This window comes from Aquitalea magnusonii, from assembly GCF_003202035.1.
Classification (GTDB): Bacteria; Pseudomonadota; Gammaproteobacteria; order Burkholderiales; family Chromobacteriaceae; genus Aquitalea; species Aquitalea magnusonii.
Genome location: NZ_QJKC01000006.1, coordinates 129,063 through 151,095, shown reverse-complemented (window position 1 = coordinate 151,095; position 22,033 = coordinate 129,063). Strand labels below are relative to the sequence as shown.

General features: G+C 60.5%; 17 protein-coding genes. 5 read left to right on the top strand and 12 right to left on the bottom strand.

Annotation, left to right across the window (positions count from 1 at the left end; all coding sequences use genetic code 11):
• Window positions 1-39: 39 nt before the first annotated feature.
• On the bottom strand, window positions 40-1,488 hold the full coding sequence (gene cls, locus DFR38_RS08340; protein WP_199052272.1) for a cardiolipin synthase: 1,449 nt from the start codon (window positions 1,486-1,488) through the stop codon (window positions 40-42).
• A 115-nt stretch (window positions 1,489-1,603) separates the two neighbouring features.
• Between cls and DFR38_RS08335 the strand changes: the two genes are divergently transcribed.
• Window positions 1,604-2,512 carry an ion channel gene (locus tag DFR38_RS08335; RefSeq protein WP_059287370.1) on the top strand — a complete coding sequence of 303 codons (909 nt, stop codon included), beginning with the start codon at window positions 1,604-1,606 and terminating at the stop codon, window positions 2,510-2,512.
• An 87-nt stretch (window positions 2,513-2,599) separates the two neighbouring features.
• On the top strand, window positions 2,600-3,523 hold the full coding sequence (locus DFR38_RS08330; protein WP_110313264.1) for a DUF808 domain-containing protein: 924 nt from the start codon (window positions 2,600-2,602) through the stop codon (window positions 3,521-3,523).
• Here DFR38_RS08330 and DFR38_RS08325 read toward each other — a convergent pair.
• Window positions 3,520-3,993 (bottom strand): Lrp/AsnC family transcriptional regulator, encoded by a 474-nt coding sequence (locus DFR38_RS08325; RefSeq protein ID WP_059287368.1) that lies wholly within the window; start codon window positions 3,991-3,993, stop codon window positions 3,520-3,522. The two genes, DFR38_RS08330 and DFR38_RS08325, sit on opposite strands and share 4 nt — an antisense overlap.
• Before the next feature lie 138 nt (window positions 3,994-4,131).
• Here DFR38_RS08325 and phhA point away from each other — a divergent pair, with 138 nt between their 5' ends.
• Window positions 4,132-5,025, top strand: a complete 894-nt coding sequence (gene phhA / locus DFR38_RS08320) for a phenylalanine 4-monooxygenase (protein WP_059287369.1) — start codon at window positions 4,132-4,134, stop codon at window positions 5,023-5,025.
• 102 nt (window positions 5,026-5,127) lie between these two features.
• On the opposite strand, the gene DFR38_RS08315 is transcribed toward phhA, so the two are convergent.
• From DFR38_RS08315 to DFR38_RS08285, 8 genes are all read right to left on the bottom strand, one after another.
• Complete coding sequence (locus DFR38_RS08315; RefSeq protein ID WP_158527714.1) at window positions 5,128-7,029, bottom strand: diguanylate cyclase; 1,902 nt, start codon at window positions 7,027-7,029, stop codon at window positions 5,128-5,130.
• Window positions 7,022-8,107 (bottom strand): HD domain-containing phosphohydrolase, encoded by a 1,086-nt coding sequence (locus tag DFR38_RS08310; protein WP_059286088.1) that lies wholly within the window; start codon window positions 8,105-8,107, stop codon window positions 7,022-7,024. The genes DFR38_RS08315 and DFR38_RS08310 overlap by 8 nt, the downstream gene beginning before the upstream one ends.
• 3 nt (window positions 8,108-8,110) lie before the next feature.
• Window positions 8,111-10,873, bottom strand: coding sequence for a PAS domain-containing hybrid sensor histidine kinase/response regulator (locus tag DFR38_RS08305; RefSeq protein WP_110313262.1), 2,763 nt, complete (start codon window positions 10,871-10,873; stop codon window positions 8,111-8,113).
• Between the two features lie 97 nt (window positions 10,874-10,970).
• A complete protein-coding gene (locus DFR38_RS08300) occupies window positions 10,971-11,342 on the bottom strand; it encodes a response regulator (RefSeq protein WP_059286085.1) in 372 nt (123 codons plus the stop codon).
• On the bottom strand, window positions 11,339-13,027 hold the full coding sequence (locus tag DFR38_RS08295) for a sensor histidine kinase (RefSeq protein WP_059286084.1): 1,689 nt from the start codon (window positions 13,025-13,027) through the stop codon (window positions 11,339-11,341). The genes DFR38_RS08300 and DFR38_RS08295 overlap by 4 nt, the downstream gene beginning before the upstream one ends.
• Before the next feature lie 273 nt (window positions 13,028-13,300).
• On the bottom strand, window positions 13,301-14,122 hold the full coding sequence (locus DFR38_RS08290; protein WP_110313261.1) for a hypothetical protein: 822 nt from the start codon (window positions 14,120-14,122) through the stop codon (window positions 13,301-13,303).
• Window positions 14,123-14,140: 18 nt separating this feature from the next.
• On the bottom strand, window positions 14,141-14,407 hold the full coding sequence (locus tag DFR38_RS20985) for a hypothetical protein (RefSeq protein ID WP_146215952.1): 267 nt from the start codon (window positions 14,405-14,407) through the stop codon (window positions 14,141-14,143).
• A gap of 242 nt (window positions 14,408-14,649) precedes the next feature.
• Window positions 14,650-16,239 carry a sensor domain-containing phosphodiesterase gene (locus DFR38_RS08285; protein ID WP_204377562.1) on the bottom strand — a complete coding sequence of 530 codons (1,590 nt, stop codon included), beginning with the start codon at window positions 16,237-16,239 and terminating at the stop codon, window positions 14,650-14,652.
• A 1,143-nt stretch (window positions 16,240-17,382) separates the two neighbouring features.
• Between DFR38_RS08285 and DFR38_RS20980 the strand changes: the two genes are divergently transcribed.
• Window positions 17,383-18,465 (top strand): hypothetical protein, encoded by a 1,083-nt coding sequence (locus DFR38_RS20980; RefSeq protein WP_146215951.1) that lies wholly within the window; start codon window positions 17,383-17,385, stop codon window positions 18,463-18,465.
• Window positions 18,466-18,748: 283 nt separating this feature from the next.
• Here the strand turns inward: DFR38_RS20980 and DFR38_RS08275 are convergent, their stop codons facing one another.
• A complete protein-coding gene (locus tag DFR38_RS08275; RefSeq protein WP_059287242.1) occupies window positions 18,749-19,195 on the bottom strand; it encodes a hypothetical protein in 447 nt (148 codons plus the stop codon).
• A 907-nt stretch (window positions 19,196-20,102) separates the two neighbouring features.
• Here DFR38_RS08275 and DFR38_RS08270 point away from each other — a divergent pair.
• Window positions 20,103-20,771 (top strand): BRO-N domain-containing protein, encoded by a 669-nt coding sequence (locus DFR38_RS08270; protein ID WP_110313259.1) that lies wholly within the window; start codon window positions 20,103-20,105, stop codon window positions 20,769-20,771.
• A gap of 71 nt (window positions 20,772-20,842) precedes the next feature.
• Here the strand turns inward: DFR38_RS08270 and DFR38_RS08265 are convergent, their stop codons facing one another.
• A complete protein-coding gene (locus tag DFR38_RS08265; RefSeq protein WP_110313258.1) occupies window positions 20,843-22,030 on the bottom strand; it encodes a DUF1501 domain-containing protein in 1,188 nt (395 codons plus the stop codon).
• Between the last annotated feature and the right edge of the window lie 3 nt (window positions 22,031-22,033).

The window sequence follows — 22,033 nt, the reverse complement described above, 5'->3', positions numbered from 1 at the left end:
AGTTATTCTGCCCGGCCGGGCAGGGTGTGTCGCCATGCTTTACAGCAATGGCCCCAGCATGGCCACCGTGTTGTTCCACAGCCGGCGCCGCAGCGGCCAGGCAGCCACCGCCGCCGGGCTGACCAGGCTGCAGTGCGCCAGATAAGCCTGCTGGCGTGCGCGCAAGCTGGCGGTCAGCTCGCGGCTGTGGCACAGCAGATTGTTTTCGTAATTCAGCTCGAAGCTGCGGCGGTCCAGATTGGCCGAGCCGATCAGGCAGATGTCCTCGTCCACTGTCATCAGCTTGCTGTGCAGCAGGCCACCGTGAAATTCGGCAATCACCACGCCAGCCTCCAGCAGCTGGGCGTAATAGCTGCGGCTGGCGGCACTGACCACCAGCGAGTCATTGCGTGCCGGTAGCAGCAGGGTGGTGGCCACGCCACGCTGGGCGGCGGCGCACAGCGCGCTTTGCAGCGCCTCGTTGGGGACATAGTAGGGCGTGGTGATGGTGAGCTGGCGGCGTGCACTGTACATCAGTGCCACAAACAGTTCCGGCATGGCCGAGTGACGGGCGGTGGGGCCGGTGCCGATGGCCTGGGCCAGCAGTGGCGGCCCGTCCGTGGCCAGCGGTGGCGGCGGTGCGGCGGCCAGCAGCGGCCCCAGGTCTTCCTGGCAGGCCAGCATCCAGTCCGTGGCAAACAGGCGCTGGTTCTGCTGCACCACCGGTCCGCAAATACGGATGACGGCATCCACCCATGGCGCAAAGCGCGGTTTGATGCGGAATTCCGGGTCGGCGCAATTCTGGCTGCCGCAGTAGCCGGTGAAGTGGTCGATGACCACGATCTTGCGGTGATCGCGCAGGTCGATGCGGCCGCTGAACGGGCGCAGCAGCGGATTGCCCACCGGCAGCGCAACGGCCAGATGCACGCCGGCGGCTTGCATCTGCTGCCAGAGCGGCGAGTGCAGCAGATCGCGCGAACCGACATCATCCGCCATGGCGCGGCAGTGCACGCCACGGGCGGCGGCGCGCATCAGTGCCTGCGCGATCTTGCTGCCGTTATGGTCGGGCAGCCAGATGTAAAACAGCAGATGCACATGGGAGCGGGCGGCATCGATGTCCGCCACCATGCTGTCGATGACCGCATTGGAATCCGCCAGCAGCTGCGCCTGGTTGCCGCTGCAGGGCGCGAAACCGCTGATGGACTGGCCGACATGAAACAGCTGGGCCTGATCCGCCGGCAGCGGCAGCTGTGGCCATGTCTGCTCCAGCGTTGGCAGTGGCGGCAGTTGTTGCTGGATGCGGGCCAGCCTGGCCATGCGGCGGCGGCCGATGCTGACTTCGCCCAGCAGCACATAGGCGGTGATGCCGATAAAGGGCAGGGTGGCCACCACGACCGTCCAGGCGATGCGGGCGGCCGGGTCGCGGTAGGGGCGCAGCAGCACGCGTACGATCAGCAGCAATTGCAGGCTGATGTGCAGCAGCAGGATCAGGGCAGAAGTGGCGCTCATGGCTGGCATCATGCCAGAGCGCTGGTGGCTGCGTCCAAATGCGGTGGCTGACGCTGCATTGACGCTGGGCGGCGGGCTGCACACAATGGCCGCAAGCGGTCAGAGAGGCAGACAGATGAAACAGCAGGGCAGCAGGGCAAGGCGGCTGGAGGTGGGCGGGCGCATCATTCATGTGCACAGATTGCCGCTGCGGCTGGCGCACGATATCTATCACGTCAGCATGACCATGAGCTGGCCGCAATTCTATGTGGCCATCGCCCTGCTGTTTTGCGTGCTGAACCTGCTGTTTGCCGGCCTGTACCAGCTGCAGCCCGGCAGCATTGCCAACCAGTTTCCGGCGGATTTTCGCGGCGCGTTTTTCTTCAGCGTGGAAACCCTGGCCACGGTGGGGTATGGCGACATGCATCCGCAGACGGTATACGCCCATGTGGTGAGCATGCTGGAAATCTTCATCGGCATGATGAGCCTGGCACTGGTCACCGGGGTGACCTTCGCCCGCTTTTCCTTGCCACGCTCGCGCATCGTGTTTTCGCGCCACCCGGTGATCCGCCCCATGGACGGCCAGCAGGTGCTGATGCTGCGCGCGGCCAATGCCCGGCAGAATGTGATTGTCGATGCCCAGGCCCAGCTGCACATGCTGCTGAATACGGTCAGCAGCGAAGGCACCCGTCTGCGCCGGCTGCACGATCTCAAGCTGCAGCGCCAGCACCACCCCATGTTTGTGCTCAGCTGGACGCTGATGCATGTGATCGACGCGCACAGCCCGCTGTATGGCCGCAGCGTCGAGGAGCTGGCGCAGCTGCAGGCGGGGTTTATCCTGTCCATCAGCGGCAGCGATGAAATCACCCGTCAACCCATGGCCTCACGCCATATCTTCCAGCATGAGGACATCCGCTGGAACTACCGCTACCAGGACTTGCTGTATACCGATGAGCACGGCGAAGACCATGTCGACTTCGGCCTGCTGCACGACATCTCCCCCATGCCGGACAGTCGCCAGGGCGAGGAGCAAGCCAGCGGCTGAGCCACTGCCGACGCCAGCCGCCCTGCCGGCGGCCAATCACCGCGGCGGCCTGCCGGGCCTGCTGCAAGCAGACATAAAGGAAAAACCATGGCGGGAGCCAGCCTGCTTACCCTGCTGGATGATATTGCCAGCGTGCTGGACGATGTAGCAGTGATGACCAAGGTGGCCGCACGCAAGACGGCCGGTGTGCTGGGCGATGACCTGGCGCTGAATGCGCAACAAGTGTCCGGTGTGCGTGCCGAACGGGAATTGCCGGTGGTCTGGGCGGTGGCCAGGGGTTCCTTGCGCAACAAGGCCATCCTGGTGCCGCTTGCCCTTGCCCTGAGCGCCTTTGCGCCATGGGCGGTGATGCCGCTGTTGATGCTGGGAGGTGTTTACCTTTGTCTGGAGGGCATGGAAAAGCTGGTCCATCCCTTGCTGCATGACAAGAGCGATGCCGCCGGGCAGGAGGCGGCACTGGCTGCCGAGCTGGCGGCTCAGGCTGGCGATCTGCAGGCGCTGGAGCGCGACAGGATCAAGGGCGCCGTGCGTACCGATTTTGTGCTGTCGGCGGAAATCATCGCCATCACCCTGGGCACGGTGGCCGCGGCCAGCCTGAGTGCGCAGCTGGTGGTGCTGGTGGGGGTGGCGCTGATCATGACAGTGGGGGTGTATGGTTTTGTCGCCCTGCTGGTGAAGCTGGACGATATCGGGCTTTACCTGCTGCGCCAGGGCGGACCGCTGCGCAGCATGCTGGGGCGTGGCCTGATTCGTGGCATGCCCTGGTTGATGAAGGCGCTGGCAGTGGTCGGCACCGTGGCCATGTTCATGGTGGGGGGCGGCATCATCAGCCATGGCTGGCCGGCGCTGCACCATGCCATCGAAGCCCTGTTGCACCCCCTGTCGCACCTGCCGGCAGTCGCTGCGCTGGCGCGTCTGCTCGTACCGGCCCTGCTGGATGTGCTGGTCGGCATGCTGGCGGGCTCGCTGGCACTGGGCCTGCTCTTGGGCTGGCAGCGGCTGCGCCGCTAGGTGCGGTCCTGGCGTAGCGGCAGCTTGCTGCTGTGCTTGATCGCATCCAGGATGATGGTGGACTTGACGCTGCGCACCAGCGACAGCTGCATCAGCCGGTTCATCACAAAGCGTGACAGCGAGGGCAGGTCTTCCACCACGATGCGCAGCAGGTAATCGGCCTCGCCGGCGGTGGCATAGCATTCCAGCACCTCGGGCAGCGCATCGATGGCCTGGGCGAATTCGCGCAGCGAGCTTTCGCTGTGACGCTCCAGGCTGACATGGGCAAAGGCCATTACCGACAGGCCGATTTTTTCCGGCAGGATGCTCACCTGGTAACCCTGTACCACGCCATGTTCTTCCATGCGCTGGATGCGCCGGCCTATCTGCGAGGCAGACAGGGCAATCTGCTGTGCCAGCTTCTGGTGGGTGCTGCGGGCATCCTGCTGCAGGGCCTGCAAAATCTGCCAGTCAAAGCGATCCAGTTCCATTAATGCAGATTCTCCGCGTAGATTTGCTGTTTGATGCGGCAAGTATGCAAATATTTTGCTGACAAGGCAAAACTTGCGGACCCGCCGCATGCCGCCGCCTCTACACTGAAAGCATACCCACCCGCCGGATTTGCCGCCATGAACGACCGCAGCGATTTTGTCGTCCCCGATATCACCACCCGCAAAAACCAGGGACTGCAGCATGATCCTGTCGACTACACCCTGCCGCAGCCGCTGGAGCGTTATAGCGCCGAAGATCATGCCACCTGGGCCACGCTGTACCGCCGCCAGTGCGCCATGCTGCCGGGCCGCGCCTGTGACGAGTTCATGCAGGGCCTGCAACAGCTGGAGGTGGATGCCGACCGCGTACCGGAGTTTGCCCGGCTGAATGAAAAGCTGCTGGCGGCCACCGGCTGGCGCATGGTGGCGGTGCCGGGCCTGATTCCGGACGATGTGTTTTTCGAGCATCTGGCCAATCGCCGCTTTCCGGTGACCTGGTGGCTGCGCGAGCCGCACCAGCTGGATTACCTGCAAGAGCCGGATGTGTTTCACGATCTGTTCGGCCATGTGCCGCTGTTGATCAACCCGGTGTTTGCCGACTATCTGCAGGCTTATGGCCAGGGTGGCATGAAGGCGAAGCATCTGGGCTTTTTACCGGTGCTGGCGCGTTTGTACTGGTACACCGTGGAGTTTGGCCTGATCAGCACGCCGCAGGGCATGCGCATTTACGGCGCCGGCATTCTGTCCAGCAAATCGGAGTCGCTGTACTGTCTGGACAGCGCCAGCCCCAACCGTATCGGTTTTGATTTGCAGCGGCTGATGCGGACCCGCTATCGCATTGACACCTTCCAGAAAACCTATTTCGTCATCGACAGCTTCCAGCAGCTGTTTGAGGCCACCGCCGTCGATTTCACGCCGATCTACCAGGCGCTGCAGGCCCTGCCCACACTGGGCGCGGGCGATGTGGAGGCTGCCGACAAGGTGTTCCATATCGGTAACCAGGACGGCTGGGCGGATACCGACGATCTCTGAGCGCCCGTGATGGCGCATGGCGCAGTACAAGGCCGGCAGCCCATGGGCTGCCGGCCTTGTGCGTTTACCGGCTCAGTGCCTGCGGCCAGGCCAGGCACCGCTTCAGAGCGCAGCCTCCACCCGGTTGCGGCCGCTGCGCTTGGCCTGGTACAGCGCCTGGTCGGCAGCCTTGATCAAGGCCTCGACATTGGCATGGGCCGGTTTTTTCTCCGCCACGCCAATGCTGACCGTCAGGCATAGCGCCAGCCCCGACGCCACCATGCTGCGGTTGGCCAGGGTGGCACGAATGCGCTCGGCCACCTGGATGGCGGTGGACAGCCGGGTATCCGGCAGGATGATGAGAAACTCTTCGCCGCCAAAGCGGCAGATGATGTCGGAGCGACGGCAGAACAGCCGCAGTATGCCGGCAAACTCCTGCAGGATGATGTCGCCCACATCGTGGCCGTGCTCATCGTTCACCACCTTGAAGTGGTCGATGTCCAGCATCAGCGCCGCCAGCGGCTGCTGGCTGAGCCGGGCCTCGTCCCAGATCTGCGGCAGGTAGCGCATGGCATAGCGCCGGTTGTACAGGCCGGTCAGGCCATCGGTCTGGGCCGCTTCCTGTGCCAGCTGGTTGTCGATGGACAGTTCTTCCAGGTGGCGGCGCAGCAGCTCCTGTTCCTGGCGCAGGCTGCGCTGTTCCTGGATGATGCGCTGGCCGGCCTTCAGCCGTGCCTGCAGGATGCGCGGCGGAATCGGCTTGCTGATGAAGTCGTCGGCACCGCTGCTGAATACCTCGGCCAGATTGTCTTCATCGTCCAGAATGGTCAGCACGATGATGTAGAGCTGACGGCCTTCCGGAATGGCCCGCAGGCGGCGGATCAGCTGCAGGCCGTCCAGGCCGGGCATGGCCAGATCGGTAATCACCAGTTGCGGGCGCTTGTTGAGCACGATGTCAAAGGCTTCCTGACCATCGGCCGCCACATCGACCTTGTGTCCCAGCAGCTGCAGCAGCCGTTGCAACAGCATGCGCTGGCTGGGCTCGTCCTCCACCACCAGGATATGCAGCGCTTCCTGTTCGGCGTCGGCTTCCGGCATGCGTGGCGCCATGCTGTTGCGTCGTTCCAGCAGGGTGAAGGATTCGACCTCGGGCGTGGTAATGGCCAGCTGGGCATTCCATTCGCGCCATTCGCGCACTACCTCGTCGCACAGGCGCGGGAAATGGCTGGGGTCGATTTCCATGCGCGCGGCCTGCTTTTTTACCGTTTCATAGGCATGCAGCCGGGCTTCGCCATCCAGAAAACACAGGTCGGCCACTTGCGCGGCCAGGCGCAGGCACAGCGCCAGCCGGGCAGAGCGCGTGCCGTCGCCGGCACTGGCGGCATCGGCGTCTTCATGCAGGGCTACGGCATCGCAGAACATCTTGGGCAGGCCCCAGTCACGCAGCAAGGCGCTGGCGATGTCCAGGTGGTGATAGCCGAACTGCTCGGCTTCCAGCCTTGTCAGTCCCGGAGCGTAGGGGCCGCCGTGGCTGGCAATCAGCTCGCCGTAGGCGGCCGGGTGCAAGGTGGCCATGGCCAGCTGGCCGATGGACGACAGCATGCCGATGGTAAACAGCTCGCCGGGAGGTGCCAGCCGCTGCTGGCTGCCCAGCAATTGCATGGCCGTACCGCAGGCCAGGGCACGCGACCAGTAGTGGTCATAGTCGAATTGCGCGCATTGGCCGCGGCGGTGCTCGGCCACCAGGGCAAAGGTGAGGGCCACCTGGTATACCGCGTTCAGGCCAATGGCCATCAGCACGTCGGGGGTGAGCGCCACCGCAGGGCGGCTGCGCAGGAAGGCGGCGGAATTGGCCACCTTGAGCAGGCGGCCTATCATCACCGGGTCGGTATTGAGGACGGCGATCAGTTCCGGCAGCGGCACATTGTTGTGCTCGCTCAATTGCATGACCTTGAGCACGCTGCCCTTGGGCGAGGGCAGGTTGCCGCTGATCTTGAGTTCGTTAAAGGTTGCGGTTTCAAGCATGGCCAGCTCCCCGGTGGTCGGCCGGTGGCGAGAGTGTATCCTGCTCATCCGCATGGCGTTGGCGAATGATCATGACTTCGGGCCAGAGGGCAAACAGGGCATCGACGCAGTCCGGGTCGAAATGCCGTCCCCTCTGGGTTTCCAGATGCTGTCTGGCACGCTCCAGCGTCCAGGCCTGCTTGTAGGGCCGGGCCGAGGTGAGGGCGTCAAACACGTCGGCGACGGCCACGATGCGCCCCCACAGCGGGATATCCTGGCCGGCGAGGCCGTGCGGATAGCCGCTGCCGTCGAATTTTTCGTGATGGCTCAGTGCCACCACCGCCGCGCATTGCAATAGCGGCGATACCGAGCCGGCCAGGATTTCATGCCCGAACAGCGGGTGCTGGCGCATCACGGCCATTTCCTGCTCGGTCAGCCGTCCCGGTTTGAGCAGGATGGCATCGGGAATGCCCACCTTGCCGATGTCGTGCATGGGGGCGGCTTCCTGCAGCATTTCCTGTTCCGACAGCGGCAATCCCAGCTGGCGCGCGATCAGCCGGGTATAGGCCGACATGCGCAGCAGGTGGGCGCCGGTTTCCGGGTCGCGGTATTCGGCCGCGCGCGACAGGCGCAGGATGGCTTCCTTTTCGCGGGCGCGGATTTCTGTCGTGGCCTGTTTGACTTCTTCCAGCAGCCAGGCGGCACGGTTGGCCAGTTTCTGGGTGCTTTTGCGCAATGCCAGCAGGTTGCTCACCCGCACCGTCAGTTCCACCTTGTCCACCGGCTTGGTGAGGAAATCGCGCGCTCCCTGTTGCAGTGCCAGATGGCGCACATCGCGCTCGGTATCGGCGGTGACCATCACCACCGGCACATCCTGCCGTTGCGGCAGGGCAAAGAAGCGGCGCATGAATTCCAGGCCGTCCATCTCCGGCATCATGTAATCGAGCAGGATGAGGTCGGGCTCGTTTTGCCGGCACCATTCCAGCGCCTGCAGCGGATCGGCAAAGGTGTCTACCGTGACGCCGTCCAGCTTCTGCAGGATATGGCGCAGCAGCAGCAGGTTGGTGTCGTTGTCGTCCACCACGATGACGTGCGACATGGCTTAGTCCTTTCCGTAGGCGGCAATGAAGGCAAGCAGGGCCTGCATTTCGCTTTCAATCTGGGCGGCAATGCTGCGTATGCTGTCCGGCTTGTTGTCTGCCGCCGCTGCGTGCAGCTGGCCGGCCAGTGCCGCCAGGGCATCGGCGCCGACATTGGCAGCACTACCCTTGAGTTCATGTGCCAGCTGTTTCAGGCCCTGGCCGCCGCTGTGGATGTCCAGCCGCAGTCGTTCGCGCCAGCGCAGCAGGGAATCGCGGAAGATGTCCAGCATCTCGCCAATGCTGACCGGGTCGTCGCCCAGGAATTCGGTCAGGCGCTGCACGGTGAAGCTGCCCGGCGTGCTGTTGTCGCGGCTGGCCGCTGGCGGGTGGCTGCTCGCCACCTGCTGGGGCAGCCATTGCAATAGCAGTGCCTTGAGCCGGGCGAACTCGATGGGCTTGGCCAGGTAGTCGTCCATGCCGGCTTCCAGGCAGATGGCGCGGTCCCCCTCCATGGCATTGGCGGTCATGGCGATGATGGGCAGGTGTCCGCCCAGACCGGTTTCGCTTTCCTGGCGGCGTATGGCCTGGGTGGCCTGGTAGCCATCCATTTCCGGCATCTGGCAGTCCATCAGGATGGCGTCGTACTGTTGTTGCGCCACCGCTTGCAGCACTTCGCCGCCGTGGCTGACCACGTCCACCCGGTAGCCCAGCTTGTGCAGCATGCTGGCGGCCACGCGCTGGTTGACCGGGTTGTCCTCGGCCAGCAGCAGGCGGTAATGCTGCACCGGGCGCAGGCTGACCGGTGCCGTGGCGGCTTCCGGGGTATGCAGGCGGATGCTGCCCGGTGTCCATTGCACGGCCAGCGCGTCCAGCAGCGCCGACTGTTTCATCGGCTTGTGCAAGACGGCAATGCCCTGCTGGGTCAGGCTGGCCTTGCGCAAGCCGTCCTGTTCCTGCAGGCAGACCACCATGGGGATGTCTTCCAGGCTCAGGGTCTGCACCGCCTGTTCCAGCGTGGCATCGGCCAGCGGCTCCACCAGCAGCAGGATGTCGGGCTTGTTGCCACCGGCATCCAGCTGGCGCAGGGTTTCCAGCATGCTGGCCAGACCATCGGCCCGCTTGTGGGGCAGGGCCCAGCTGTCCAGGTAATGGCTCCATAGCTGCTGGTTGCTGGCGCTGTCGCCCGCCAGCAATACCAGGTGCTGGCTGGGCGTGGCGGTGGTGTGCAGGCAGCTGTCGCCAGCGGTGGCTTGCAGGGGGATGCTGACCCAGAATTCCGAACCGACATCCGGCGTGCTCTCCACCCCCACGCTGCCGGCCATGGCTTCGGCCAGCCGCTTGCAGATGGCCAGCCCCAGGCCGGTGCCGCCGTATTTGCGCGTGGTGGAGCTGTCTGCCTGCGAGAAGGGCTGGAACAGCCGGCTCTTGGCCTGTTCGCTCAGGCCGATGCCGGTGTCCTTGACGCACAGGCGCAGCTGTATGCCTTGTTGCAGCGGCTGTTCCAGCGTGGCGGAAACCAGCACCATGCCCTGCTCGGTGAACTTGATGGCATTGGACAACAGGTTCAGCAGGATCTGCCGCAGCCGGGTGGGGTCGCCTTGCAGGCTGTCCGGTACTTCGGCCGTGGCGAAGCTGGCCAGGGTCAGCCCCTTGCCGTGGGCCTTGTTGGCGACGATGTCGACCGTGCCTTCCAGTAGCTGGCGCAGCGAGAAATCGATGCATTCGATTTCCAGCCCGTCGGCTTCGATTTTGGAAAAGTCCAGGATGTCGTTGATGATGGACAGCAGGGTGTCCGCCGACATCTTGATGGTGCGGGCGAAATCGGATTGCTCGGCATCCAGCGGGGTATCCATCAGCAGGTCGATCATGCCGATGACGCCATTGAGCGGGGTGCGGATTTCATGGCTCATGGTGGCCAGGAACTCGCTCTTGGCGCGGGCGGCCGCTTCTGCGGCGCGGGTGGCCTGCAGCATCTGCTGTTCGCGCAGCCGGCTGGCGCTGATGTCGGAAAAAGTGGTGACGCTGCCGGCCAGCTGCTGGCGCAGCAGCAGCGGGCTATTGCTGACCCGCACTTCCAGCGGCTGGCCATCCTTGCGGAAAAACACTTCTTCGCTGGAGCGGTAGCTGGCTTTTTGCTGTACCGATTGATAGATGGGGCAATCTTCCAGCGGCAGTTCGCTGCCATCGGCACGATGGTGGTGGATGTACTGGTGCACGTTGCGGCCGTGCAGCTCGGCAAAGCGCCAGCCCAGCAGGCGCTCGGCTTGCTGGTTCATGTAAGTGAGCCGGCCCTGCATGTCCATGGCGATGATGCCATCGTCCATATTGTCCAGCAGGGTGGAGAGCCACTGTTCCTGCTTTTTTTGCTGGGTGATGTCGCGCAGCAGCAGGCGCAGCCCGTCCTCGGCATTTTCCCGCGGCAGCGGGCTGAAGCTGGCGAGAACCGATACCACCTGGCCGCTGCGGTCCAGCATGAGCAGCTCGATGGCTGGCGGGCGCTCGCCGCGGGCGATCAGCGCTGCCTGCTGGCGGAAGGCGGGCTGGCTGTCTTCCGCCAGCAGCTGGTATACATTCAGCGTGGGCAGTTCGCTGGCGGCATAGCCCAGCGTATGCAGCCACATCTGATTGGCATGCAGCAGCCAGCCCTGGCTGTCGCAGTCTTGCAGCAGGTCGCCCAGCTGCTCCAGCTGCTGCAACAGCGCGCCATCAGGCTGCTGGCTGGTATTGCTGTCGCCGGTCGGCACGGCGGCCTGCTTGTCGGTTGATTGGTCTTGCTGTCGCACCGTTAACTGTGCTCCGCGGAGGATGTGGTGTGGCGTGGGGCGTGCATGGTGCGTGGGTTCCGCATATCGGTTAGGGTCAGCAAGCTTGGCGGTGGGCTCAGCCTGCCGGGGAAGCCAGCGCGGCGACCAGGCTGTCGCGGGTCAGCGGCTTGGTGACGATGGCGTCAAAGCCGGCCTGCAGTATGGCTTCCTGCTCGTCGCTCATGGCATGGGCGGTATAGGCGATCAGGCGCAAGTCATGCCAGCGCGGGTTGCCGCGCAGGTGGTGGCACAGTTCGATGCCGCTCATGCCCGGCATGCTGATGTCCAGCAATACGCAGTGATATTCATGTTGCTGCAGCTGTTCCAGGGCCTCGAAAGCACTGGAAGCCTGATCGGTTTTCCAACCCATGCGCTGCAGGAACAGCCCTGCCACCTTGCGATTGATCTCGTCGTCGTCCACGACAAGAATGGTGTCCAGCGCGCTCATTCTTGCTTTCCTTCCACGGGAATGCTGACGTGGAATACCGTGCCCACGCCGACTTGTGATTCAAAACCGACCTTGCCGGACATCAGCCGGACCAGTTCCTTCACCAGTGCCAGCCCCAGCCCGGAGCCACTCTGGGCACGGGTCAGGAAGGCATCGGCCTGGCGGAAGCGTTCGAAGACCAGTTGTTGTTGCTCCAGCGGAATGCCGCAGCCGCTGTCGCGAATGTCCAGCTGCAATTCCTGTGCGCTGACGCGGGCTGCAACCTGTATGCTGCCGTGCTCGGTAAACTTCACCGCATTGTCCAGCAGATTGTTCAGCACCTGGGTCAGCTTGGTGCGGTCCAGGCGGCAACTTTCCGGGCTGCCTGGCGCCTGCTGGTAGTCCAGTGTCAGCTGCAGGCCCTTGCCTTCGGCCTTGAGCCGGTACAGTTCCACCACATCGCGCAGCATCGTGGGCAATTGTACCTCGACAATTTCCATTGGCATGCGGCCGGCCTCGATGCGCGCCATGTCCAGAATCGAATTGACTAGCTTGAGCAAATGCTGGCCGCTCTTGTGGATCATGCCGGCTGTTTCCAGATCGGCCGGATCGCTCAGCGTGGCCTGCAGGAATTCCGAGCAACCCAGAATGCCGTTCAGCGGCGTGCGCAGTTCGTGCGACATGTGGGCGAGGAATTCCGACTTCATGCGGTTGGCCGATTCGGCCTGTGCCTTGCTGTTTTTCAGGTTGGCGGCCATGTGGTACATCACGTAGCCGGCCAGGCATACCAGCAGCGACATGATGGCCGCGACGGTGAAGTAGGCATTGCGGTGTTCGTAATAGTCCGCCATGGCCTCCTCTTCACCCACGCCCATCAGCACTGCCAGCGGGTAGCCTTCCACCGCGCGGAAGCTGACGGTACGCTGCACCTTGTCGATGCTGCTGAGCTGCTGGTAGGCACCGTGGTCATGTCCTGGCCATTGCTTGAACAGCCCGCTGCTGTGGATGTCCATACCGATGCCGATATCCTTGGCACTGGTACGGGCGCGCACGATGCCGTCCTGACCTACCAGCGTCACCACGCCGGTCTTGCCCAGGTCGAGGTCTTTGTAAAAGTTGGTGAAGTAAAACGGATCGACCGACACCACCACCACGCCGCCAAAGCTGCCGTCCGGCTTGTTGATGCGGCGGGTGAACTGCAGCGACCATTTATTCGAGGCGCGTCCATGCACCGGCTTGCTGATGAACAGCTGCCCGCTGTCCTTGGCGATATGCACCTTGAAGTGTTCGCGGTCGCTCAGGTCCATGCGCTTGCTATTGGGCACGCTGGACAACTGCAGTATGCCGTCCGGGCCAATGATGTACAGCCCGACAAACAGCTGACTCTGGATAATGCCCTTGTCCAGATAGCTGCGAATGTCCATCTTGCTGCCTTCGGACTCGTACTGGTATTTCAGGAAGAGTACCGACTGATCGACGGCGCGAATGGTGCGCGAGATGTGTTCTTCGAACACCCGCACCATGTTTTCGCTTTGCCGCTGCATTTCCAGCCGGCTGCGGGCATGATCGGCATTGACCTGCCACAGCACCGCGCTCCAGATCATGGCAATCAGGAACAGGCTGAACAGGGGAATCACCCATTCCAGGCTCAGTTTGCCCAGGCCGTGCTGGAACAGCCCGGCAATACCTTGTTTCTCTTGTTTCATCTTTGCCCCGCTTGCTGCTTCCGCCCGCAGAAACAGCCATGTCCTTATTCTTTAGTTATTGGCCGCGAAGCTGGCCGCCGGCCAGGGAGTGCCTGCTGCATGAACTTTTTGCCACGCTGAACACCCCTTGCCGCTGGCTGTGGCTTCACTCGGCCATCCCGCCATGCCGGAATGGTAAGGGCAGGCCCGTAATCGAAGTTTGATGTAGGGCATGCCTATGTCTTTTTATAGAATTTAACTTGAAAAACCGGTAGGGATTAACCGGTAGTCAGCTTAAATCAAGGCCCATAAGGCTAGCATCACCCCGATAATCAGCACGCCCATCAGGATTTGCGAGGTATTGCGCTCTCTTTGCAGGGCCGATTTCATGCTGCTGCAGGACGACTCCAGCCGGTTGACCTTGTCTTCCAGCGCCGCCCGCGTTTCGTCCTGCTGCGCCAGCGCTTGCAGCATGGCCTCGCCACCCACCTCCTGGATATGCTCCTTGTCCCACACGCCCAGCAGGCGGCTGACCTTGTCCTTGAAATACAGGCCGCTGCGCTGTGCGGCATCCTGCCAGTCGAACTGGAAGCCCTGGCTGGCGTAGAAGGCATTGCGCCGCAGCTTTTCTTCTTCGCTGACATTGCCGGTCAGGGTGATCAGGCCCGGACTGATGGCGTAGTCAGGGTAGGCGCCCTTGACCCAGATGATGGTCTGGGCAAACAGAAAGGTATCCAGCCCCAGCCCGGCAAAGGCTTCCACGCAGTTGATACCGTTCTTGGGGCCAAAGGTGACCGAACGGCTGGGATGGTCCACCCGCACCCAGGCACAGTTGTAGCCGGTGTGAAAACGGGCTTCGTCATTGGCGTAATGCAGCCACTGATTGCCCTCGGTACGGGCAAAGCCCCGGAACTGCAGGCGGAAGAAGTCGGACTGGCCTGTCATGGCGCGGCTACGGTGCAGAATGCCGTAAATGGGAATCCCGCTGGCAGTCAGCGTCAATACCGTTTCACCCAGCGGCATGGCCAGGGTGGCGAGGGTGTTCTCGTTTTCCGGCGCGCGCAGTTCGACTTCGGGCTGCGGCACTGGTTTGCTGGTGTTGGCAGGCGTATTCATGCGCTAATCATAGCGTAATCATGCTGCAGCGTTGTGCAGGAAATCCTGAATTCGGTGCAGTTGCGGCGAGATTTTGGTGCGGCGCAGCAAGAAATGGCGGTACATCAAGTGGAAACGGCTGGTAAAGGGCTGGAAAAAAGCTGGCACGGTGTTTGCATAGATACCCGTGCATCCCCGGTGGCGCCGGGTTTGCGAGTGAGTCTGTCCCGTTGCAATCTGCGGCTTTAATCGTGCATCAAGCCAGGCCTGGGCAATTTGCCCAGGCCCTTTTTTTGTCGTCTGCATATTGTTGCAATGCACAGCCTGTTTCCCATCTTTTGCCCGTGGCCCATCGCCATTAAGAGCAGCTAAAAAATAGCGTAGCGTCCCTGGGGCAAGGCGCGCCGACGCCGACAGGACAAGGGTAGGGCAAGGAGGCGCAACGCAGCAGCAGGGTTTTTGTTAGCCGCTCTAAGCCGACTGCAATGGGGCTTCTCCGACAATCGCCTTGTCTGTCTTTCGTTTGGGAAAGGCAGTAGCAAGCCGCACTAGCAAGAGGCGCTGGACTGATGTTGGCGCAGTTGCTGTTCCAGGGCCTCCACGCGCAATACCAACTCGTGCTCGGTGGTGACGTCGGAAATGATGCCGTACCAGGCCAGTACCTCCCCTTGTGCGCTCAGGGATGGAAAGGCCCGGCTGCGCATCCAGCGCCAGCTGCCATCCGGCCACAAAATGCGGAATTCAACCAGAAACGGCTTCTTGCTGGGCAGGTGCTTCAGCCAGGTTTCGCGTACACGCACCCGGTCATCCGGATCCATGCGTGCCAGCCAGCAAGCGTGACGTTCCTGATAACTGGAATCGGCCGGGCAATCGACGAATTCACCCATATAGTCAACCAGCCCGTCGCAATTGGCGCGCCAGGTAACATTGGGGCCCAGCTCCAGCACCGTCCGGAAGTGGGTTTCGCTTTGCCGCAGCTGCTTTTCCGCTTCTACACGGCTGGTAATGTCGACCAATACCAAGGACACACCCAGCGGAAGTTGCTGGGCATCGACAATGCGTTGATGGGCAATCAGGAAGGTAGTACCACTGGGTTGATGGCGGTACTCGGTGGTTTCACAGATTTCACCCGCCATGACCCGCACCAGCACCGCCATGAGGTTGGGGGTCATTTCATGACCGAATATCTGGCTGGCCGGCTTGCGCAGAATGTAGTCCAGCTCCACGCCCAGATAGCGGGCCAGCAGCTGGTTGGCACTGACAATGCGCATCTGGCAATCGATGAAGCACAAGCCAACCGGGGAATCCTGGTACAGCGCTTCCAGCTGGTGCAGGCGCTGGAAGGGCGACAGGTCCAGCGTGGTCTGGGTTGGTGCCACGCCCCATTGCTGCAGCAACTGCAAGGCTTGTGCCGCGGGCACCGCCGGTGACCACAGAAAGCCTTGTCCGGCATCGCAACCCAGTTTGCGCAGTACGGCGGCCTGTTCCGTGCTTTCCACGCCTTCGGCGACAACGGTCAGCCCCAGGCTTTGGCCGAGCCCCAGCACGGCAGTCACGATCCGCAGCGATTGCATGTCGCTGCTTAACGCTGCCACGAAACTGGCATCGATCTTCAGTTCATCAAACGGCAGTGAATTCAGCCGGGTCAGACTGGAATAGCCGGTGCCAAAATCGTCCAGCGACAGCGCCATGCCGTGTAGTTTCAGGTCATCCAGCACCTGCTGCACGGAGGCGTTATCGTGGAACAGCTCGCTTTCCGTGATTTCAATCACCACCCGTGACAAGGGAAAACCACTGCTACCTACGGTGACCAGCAGGTCGCTTACCAGTGTCGGTAACAGAAACTGGCTGGGTGCCAGGTTGAATGCCAGCGAGAACTGACCCGGCCAGCTTGCCGCTACACGGCAAGCCTCGCCCATCAGTTGCAGCAGCAGGGCATGTAACATGCCGCTGCGCTCGGCCAGCGGAATGAAAATGGCAGGGGAGACGCGTCCATACTGCGGGGAGTCCCAGCGCGCCAGCACCTCGAAGCCACAAACGTGTCCGTTGACCAGATTCAACTGGGGCTGGAAGGCTGGCCAGAATTCACCAGCAGCCAGGCCATGCTGCAAGGCAGCTTCGGATACATTGTCGGTCACATTATCTCCCCGTTCTTCCTCCGCAGCGTGAGGACGTGAGAAACCACAGCATCATCAAAGTATTCTATGGTAATTGACTACTTTACGTGAGCTTGATTGTGCGGTGGGCAGGCTGAGGTTTTGTATCCGCTCACGCGGATGATGTTTTGCAATGCCGCTTCCGCGCGGTGGACGGGAAAGGGATCTTTGCTTGGCCAAAGATCCCCACTACGGGAAAAGCTAGCCGCATCGTATGGCCTGCGACTGCCCGACAGGGCCCGTGGTGCGTTGGTGTGGTGGTTTTTCAGCGGAGAAAATGAATTTATTCCGGAGCGTTTCACAGTAGATAGCCCCTTCGGGGAATACATCCTGCAGGGTAGGTGCGTAGGGCGGAAGCCCTGGAATTACCGGGGCGTTCCGCCACGATCCGACCAGATACATCCGGCTTATGTAGCGAAATTAACAGGGTTTTGCATCCGCTCACGCGGATGATGATTTGAGTGCCGCTTCCGCGCGGCGAACGGGAAAGGGATCTTTGCTTGGCCAAAGATCCCTTTCATCCCTAAAGGCCACCCAGCAAGCATGGCCTGCGGCTACCCGACAGGGCCCGACCGGGGCGAGGCGCGCCTGAACTCGCGATTTGCTAACGTCAAATCGCTCAAACAAAGCAGGCGCTTAACACCTCGCCCCGTCCACCCGTCGGCATGCTTGACGGGGCCCGTGGGTGGCATCGGTTCGGCAGGAAAGGCCGGGGGATGTGGGTGACTCCGTAAGGTAAGGCCAACATAGAGAATGGAATTTCTGCTTTCGACCCATTGAAGACAGTCGAGCCTACAGGAAGTGGTCATTAAAAATTTGAAGTGAAGCGAGTTGGATCGTCCCGCGAGATAGGCGACTCTCTAGGTCTCTGACACTCTATGCGGCTACGCCTGATATGCCGGGTTGACATCAGCCAGCTCTGCCGCCGTATGTGTTTGAAGCTCTCCCGACATGCCGCATATCTTCCACACCAGTGGTGTCTGTCATGCTGCGAAGATGATCGACTGCTCTGCTTAGAGACTATCTGATCAAGTCTTCATCCCCAATCTAAGCAGGCTCTTGGAGCCATTCGGGGCATATGTGATATGCTAAATAAGTATTTTAAATATATTGAAAGGCGAGAAAATGGAAAGCCAAGCCAAGGTAGTATTGCTGCTAAGAAATAAAAAAAATGATCCTGACTCTTTATGTGCAATGCGTATTGGGCGCATGCGTAGCTATGCCAAAACTAACCATTTAGAAATCATAGATGAGGTAATTGCCAGGGAAGACTGCCTACTACATGAAAGCACTGCCTTCCTGAATGTTTTGAATGCAATTGAAAATAGATCAGAGAAAACAAAAGTCCTTACGTATGACGACTTTAATGGGGGAGAGTCTCATATTTTTGATAAATACAAGGAGCTTATTGCTAGGGGTAAAGTGGAGTTGGAGAACTACTGCCATCCTTGCTTTATTGAGCCTGACGAGGATGATGCAAGAATATGGAGATATTTGACGCTTCCAAAATTTTTGGATCTTCTTCAGACTAATATGCTGTTTTTTTCCAGAGCAGACTCCTTAAGGGGTGATGATAAAACAGAGGGAGCCTCAAGAACTAATGCCGAAGTAGTGCTGGCAGACCTAATCCGCCAAGCAGAACATCAAGGAGCACCATTTGCGCCAGATCTTGGTTCGCCATTGAGCTTGGTGGAGATTGTTGAATTGAATGAGAGACGGCACCTCTACGGCGAGAAACATGCAATAAAGCAAATGTTTATTAATTGTTGGCACTTGAATGATTCTGAAAATTTTGCCATGTGGAAAGTTTATTCAGAACAGTTTGGGGTCTGTATTCAGTCTAGATATTCGCGACTTGTTAATTCATTTTGTGATGAGTCATACAATCCTTACAGTGCTTCCGGTCGGATTTACATAGGTAAGGTTAGATATGTAGATTGGAATAGCTATATAATTCCAAAGGATAACGGATTCTGGCCCTTTGTGCACAAAAAACGTGAATTTTCTTATGAAAATGAGCTTCGATGCATTATATGGGACATGGAAAATAAAAGCTTTTTCAAGAAAGCTAAAATTGATCTTAATACTTTGATTGATAATATATACATCAACCCTTATGCGCCTGATTGGTTCAGGAACGTAATCGTTGATCTATGTAAAAGTTTCAACATTTCTGATGGCCGAATAATAAAGTCATCTCTTTCGTAGTGCGGCATAGATGTTTCCACGGATCTGAGCGTAAACCATGCAAGGCTATAAAGATAATTGTTACAGAACGAAACCGAATAAATTGCTAACCAAGCGAACTATTGCTTCGACCGAGTTCCACTCGGTAGGCCGCCCAGCAGATTTCTTATTTAAACTTCCGTCAATAGCGGTCTGCAGAAACGGCGACGGGCAACAATTGGCCGAGAGTCGACCACCGTCAATGTCTTAAAACGACCAAAAACAGACCCCGCCATAGGTCGTCGCAATAAACGAGTAGGGTCAATTAATCTAGCAATGCTCTTTTTTTGTACATGTAAATCACAAAAATAATTGGCATAGTCAAGAGAAAAATACATGACACTCCTAGTGTATATGGGTGATTTTTTGCCAGTACTGGATTGTTATCAATAACCATCATTTCTATCTTGAGAATGGGTGCAATCCATAAAATTAAATCTCCGATTGGTTTGAACTTTTTGGTTTGCATTACCTCGGCGGTTCCTGTCAAATAACATGAGCCTCTATACAGGCACAGTAAACCGACGAGTGCCAAAAATAATGCTCCACCTCCAAATGCAATGCTGTTTGCCAAGCCTGACTTTCCCCACGCATCAAAGTCGGCCATCACAAATAAGTAGCCTACAAGAAATATTAATAAGCCAATCACCAGAAAGACGCTGCCAGCAAAAATGTCTTTTTGTGGGCCTAATTTATTTTCATCGGGTAGCATGCATTCCTCATTTGATTCTTAGTCATTGATTGATTCGATTGGCTCTTGTTGTGTAGGTATTGTCTGTCTGCTATTGGCCGACATCAGCCATTTTAGCGCAATGGCATTAACATATCCTTAGCCTGCATCAGCACTCCATCTACACCGTACTTCTCTACCGCAAGCACCGCACCGACGCCACCCATTGGCCCCGTCAAGCATGCCGACGGGTGGCCGGGGCGAGGTCTTAAGCGCCTGCTTTGTCTGAGCGATTTGACGTTAGCAAATCGCGAGTTCAGGCGCGCCTCGCTCCGGACGGGTCCCGGCGGGCAGCCGCAGGCCATGCTTGTGGGGTGGCCTTGGAGGTGAAGGAGGGCTTGGCCAGGCAAGCCCTCTTTCCCGTCCGCCGCGCGGAAGCGGCAAGGTCAAATATCATCCGCGTGAGCGGATGCAAAACCTGATGATTTCCGCCACTTATACTCGCATCGTGGCGGAACGCCCCGTTAAATTCCGGGTTTTCCGCCCTGCAGACTGGCACTTTGCCAAAGCCATGCGCGGTGACGATTTTTCCTGCGATGTGCAGGCATATGCCCGGTGGCGTTACGGGTAAATCCGAAACGCCGACATACCTGCACATCTTGCCAGTGCAGCCTCCCGTCCTTACCCTTGTCAGCCCTAAGTCAGGGTCCTAGCCTTAGCCGCTTGTGTCTTGTGACACAACGTGGGTTTGGCGACCCTGACACATGGCAGGCATCTGCTCCGGTAGCTGCTTGTCGCACTCGTGTACCTGCGTGTCTTCAACGGCGGGCCGGGTGGGGAGACCTTCGGGTCTACCGGGTCCATGTGCCGGTTCGCCAGCCCTGCCTTGGCTTGCCACCCGTCTGGCGACAGGGTGGCAATAGCTTGTATGCCACATGGAGCTTCTGACATGAACAAAGCACGCCCGCTATGCAGTGAGTCCCCGCCGATCCGCTTCCGTTTGAACAAGAAAAACCTGCGTGTTTTCCCAATGGCACAAGGCCCGCGCTTTGTCGCGGCCGATGTCGCCAAACTGCTTAAATACCCCGATGAAGCCGCCCTGCAAACTGCGCTGGGCGGCAAGGCCGGCTGCCTGCTGAGCCCGGCCAGTGGCCCGGCCCTGCTTACCCTGAGCGAGGCCGAACTGCGCCACGCCCTGCGTGCCGGCCGCAAAACACAGGCGCAAGCGCTGCAACTCTGGCTAGATGACACCTTGCTGCCCATCTTGCGCCAGGGAGCAGCAGCCGATCACGACCGGCTGCAACTGGCCTACGCACTGGCCGGTGAAGCGGCGCGGCAGGTGGGGCAGGCGGTGTGGCAGTCGGTATTGGCGGGGGATGCGGACTGGCAGCAGTCGCGCTGGCTGATTTCCCTGCACTATCAGATGGAGCAGGGACAGCGGCGGCCATCCGGCAATACGGTGGCCTTGCAGGCCGAGGTGAGCACGCTGGCGGCTTTGGCTGAGCGCGTGGCGGTGGGCGGGGCGCTGCCGGTGAGCACGCGCGAGCTGATCAAACTGGCGGCGGCTTGTCATTTGCGCCTGGCCGAGCGCATGCAAAAACAGGCGCTGCGGGCCTAGCGCCGTTCACCGCCCCGGCGGGTGCCGGGGCTGGAGGGCTGGATTGCTGTCCGTGCGCAGCTGGCGCGGGCTCAGGCCCGCAGCAGCGGCAGCCGTTCGAAATGCCCGCCAAACAATGCGCGGGCGTCCTTGCCCCACCAGTCCTGTACCACCGTGGCGTAGAGCTGGCGGAAGTCGATGGCGTGCGGCAGGTTGCCATCCGTCACGCCGGCCAGCACCGGTGTCTGGCCATACAGGCCACCCTTGACCCGGCCGCCCAGCATGAAGTGACTGTTGGCGGTGCCGTGGTCGGTGCCGCGATTGCCGTTTTCGCGTGGACGGCGGCCAAACTCGGCATAGCTCAGCACCAGGGTGTCGTCCCAGCGGCCTTGTGCCTGCAGGCGGTTTTGCAGCAGGGCCAGGCCATCGGCCAGTTCGCCCAGCAAGCGGGCCTGGGTGGGTTGCTGGTTGCCGTGGGTGTCAAAGCCGGTGAGGGTGATGCGCGCTACCGCGATGCGGGTGCCGTTCTGCAGGATGTCGGCCAGGGTGTTGATGGCCTGGGCAAAGCCGCCTGCCGCGCGTGGTGGGGCGGTGGGGGCTTCGGCCGGGTTGGCGGGGGCTTTCATGGGCGCTTGTTGCAGGGCGGTGGCGGCGGTGCGGATGTCGCCTTCCACCTTGAGGATGTGCGACAGTGCGCCGCTATGTGCGCCGGCCTGCTGGTCTGCCGCCAGTTTGGCCTGGCGGGCGAAGTCTTGCGGATTGTTCAGCACCACGGCGCGGGCGCCGCCGTCCAGCGGGCCGAGATTCTGGCTGGACAGCACGACGCCGTCGGCGGCAAAGCTGGCCGGCACCGGCTGGCTGCGAAACAGCCGGCTGAGCCAGCCTTCTCCTAGGTATTGATTGCTGGCGGAGGCGGTTTCCCAGATTTCGATGGAGCGGAAGTGCGACAGATTGGGCTCGGGGTAGCCCACGCTTTGCAGTACCGCCAGCTGCTGGTGTTGCCATAGCGGCATCAGGCTGGCCATGGCCGGATGCAGGCCGACCTGTTCATTCAGTTGCAGTACCTGTGGCCGGGGAATGCCGATGGCGGGGCGCAGGCGGGTGTAGTCATCGCTGGCATAGGGGATGACGGTATTGAGGCCGTCGTTGCCGCCCTTCAGTTCGATCAGGATCAGCAGCCGCTGGTAGCCGGCCGGTGCCAGGGCATAACTCAGATTGGGCAGTACCGAAACCAGCAGGCCGGCACCCATGGCCTTGAGAAATTCACGGCGTTGAAACATGGC

Excerpts from the sequence above, each read along its gene's own strand:
- DFR38_RS08275 (WP_059287242.1), bottom strand. The coding sequence starts at position 19,195 with ATGCTACCCGATGAAAATAAATTAGGCCCACAAAAAGACATTTTTGCT.
- DFR38_RS08300 (WP_059286085.1), bottom strand. The coding sequence starts at position 11,342 with ATGAGCGCGCTGGACACCATTCTTGTCGTGGACGACGACGAGATCAAT.
- DFR38_RS08335 (WP_059287370.1), top strand. The coding sequence starts at position 1,604 with ATGAAACAGCAGGGCAGCAGGGCAAGGCGGCTGGAGGTGGGCGGGCGC.
- DFR38_RS20980 (WP_146215951.1), top strand. The coding sequence starts at position 17,383 with ATGGAAAGCCAAGCCAAGGTAGTATTGCTGCTAAGAAATAAAAAAAAT.
- DFR38_RS08330 (WP_110313264.1), top strand. The coding sequence starts at position 2,600 with ATGGCGGGAGCCAGCCTGCTTACCCTGCTGGATGATATTGCCAGCGTG.
- DFR38_RS08310 (WP_059286088.1), bottom strand. The coding sequence starts at position 8,107 with ATGTCGCACGTCATCGTGGTGGACGACAACGACACCAACCTGCTGCTG.
- DFR38_RS08270 (WP_110313259.1), top strand. The coding sequence starts at position 20,103 with ATGAACAAAGCACGCCCGCTATGCAGTGAGTCCCCGCCGATCCGCTTC.
- DFR38_RS08265 (WP_110313258.1), bottom strand. The coding sequence starts at position 22,030 with ATGTTTCAACGCCGTGAATTTCTCAAGGCCATGGGTGCCGGCCTGCTG.
- DFR38_RS20985 (WP_146215952.1), bottom strand. The coding sequence starts at position 14,407 with ATGCAGACGACAAAAAAAGGGCCTGGGCAAATTGCCCAGGCCTGGCTT.
- DFR38_RS08290 (WP_110313261.1), bottom strand. The coding sequence starts at position 14,122 with ATGAATACGCCTGCCAACACCAGCAAACCAGTGCCGCAGCCCGAAGTC.
- DFR38_RS08325 (WP_059287368.1), bottom strand. The coding sequence starts at position 3,993 with ATGGAACTGGATCGCTTTGACTGGCAGATTTTGCAGGCCCTGCAGCAG.
- DFR38_RS08295 (WP_059286084.1), bottom strand. The coding sequence starts at position 13,027 with ATGAAACAAGAGAAACAAGGTATTGCCGGGCTGTTCCAGCACGGCCTG.
- cls (WP_199052272.1), bottom strand. The coding sequence starts at position 1,488 with ATGAGCGCCACTTCTGCCCTGATCCTGCTGCTGCACATCAGCCTGCAA.
- phhA (WP_059287369.1), top strand. The coding sequence starts at position 4,132 with ATGAACGACCGCAGCGATTTTGTCGTCCCCGATATCACCACCCGCAAA.
- DFR38_RS08315 (WP_158527714.1), bottom strand. The coding sequence starts at position 7,029 with ATGCTTGAAACCGCAACCTTTAACGAACTCAAGATCAGCGGCAACCTG.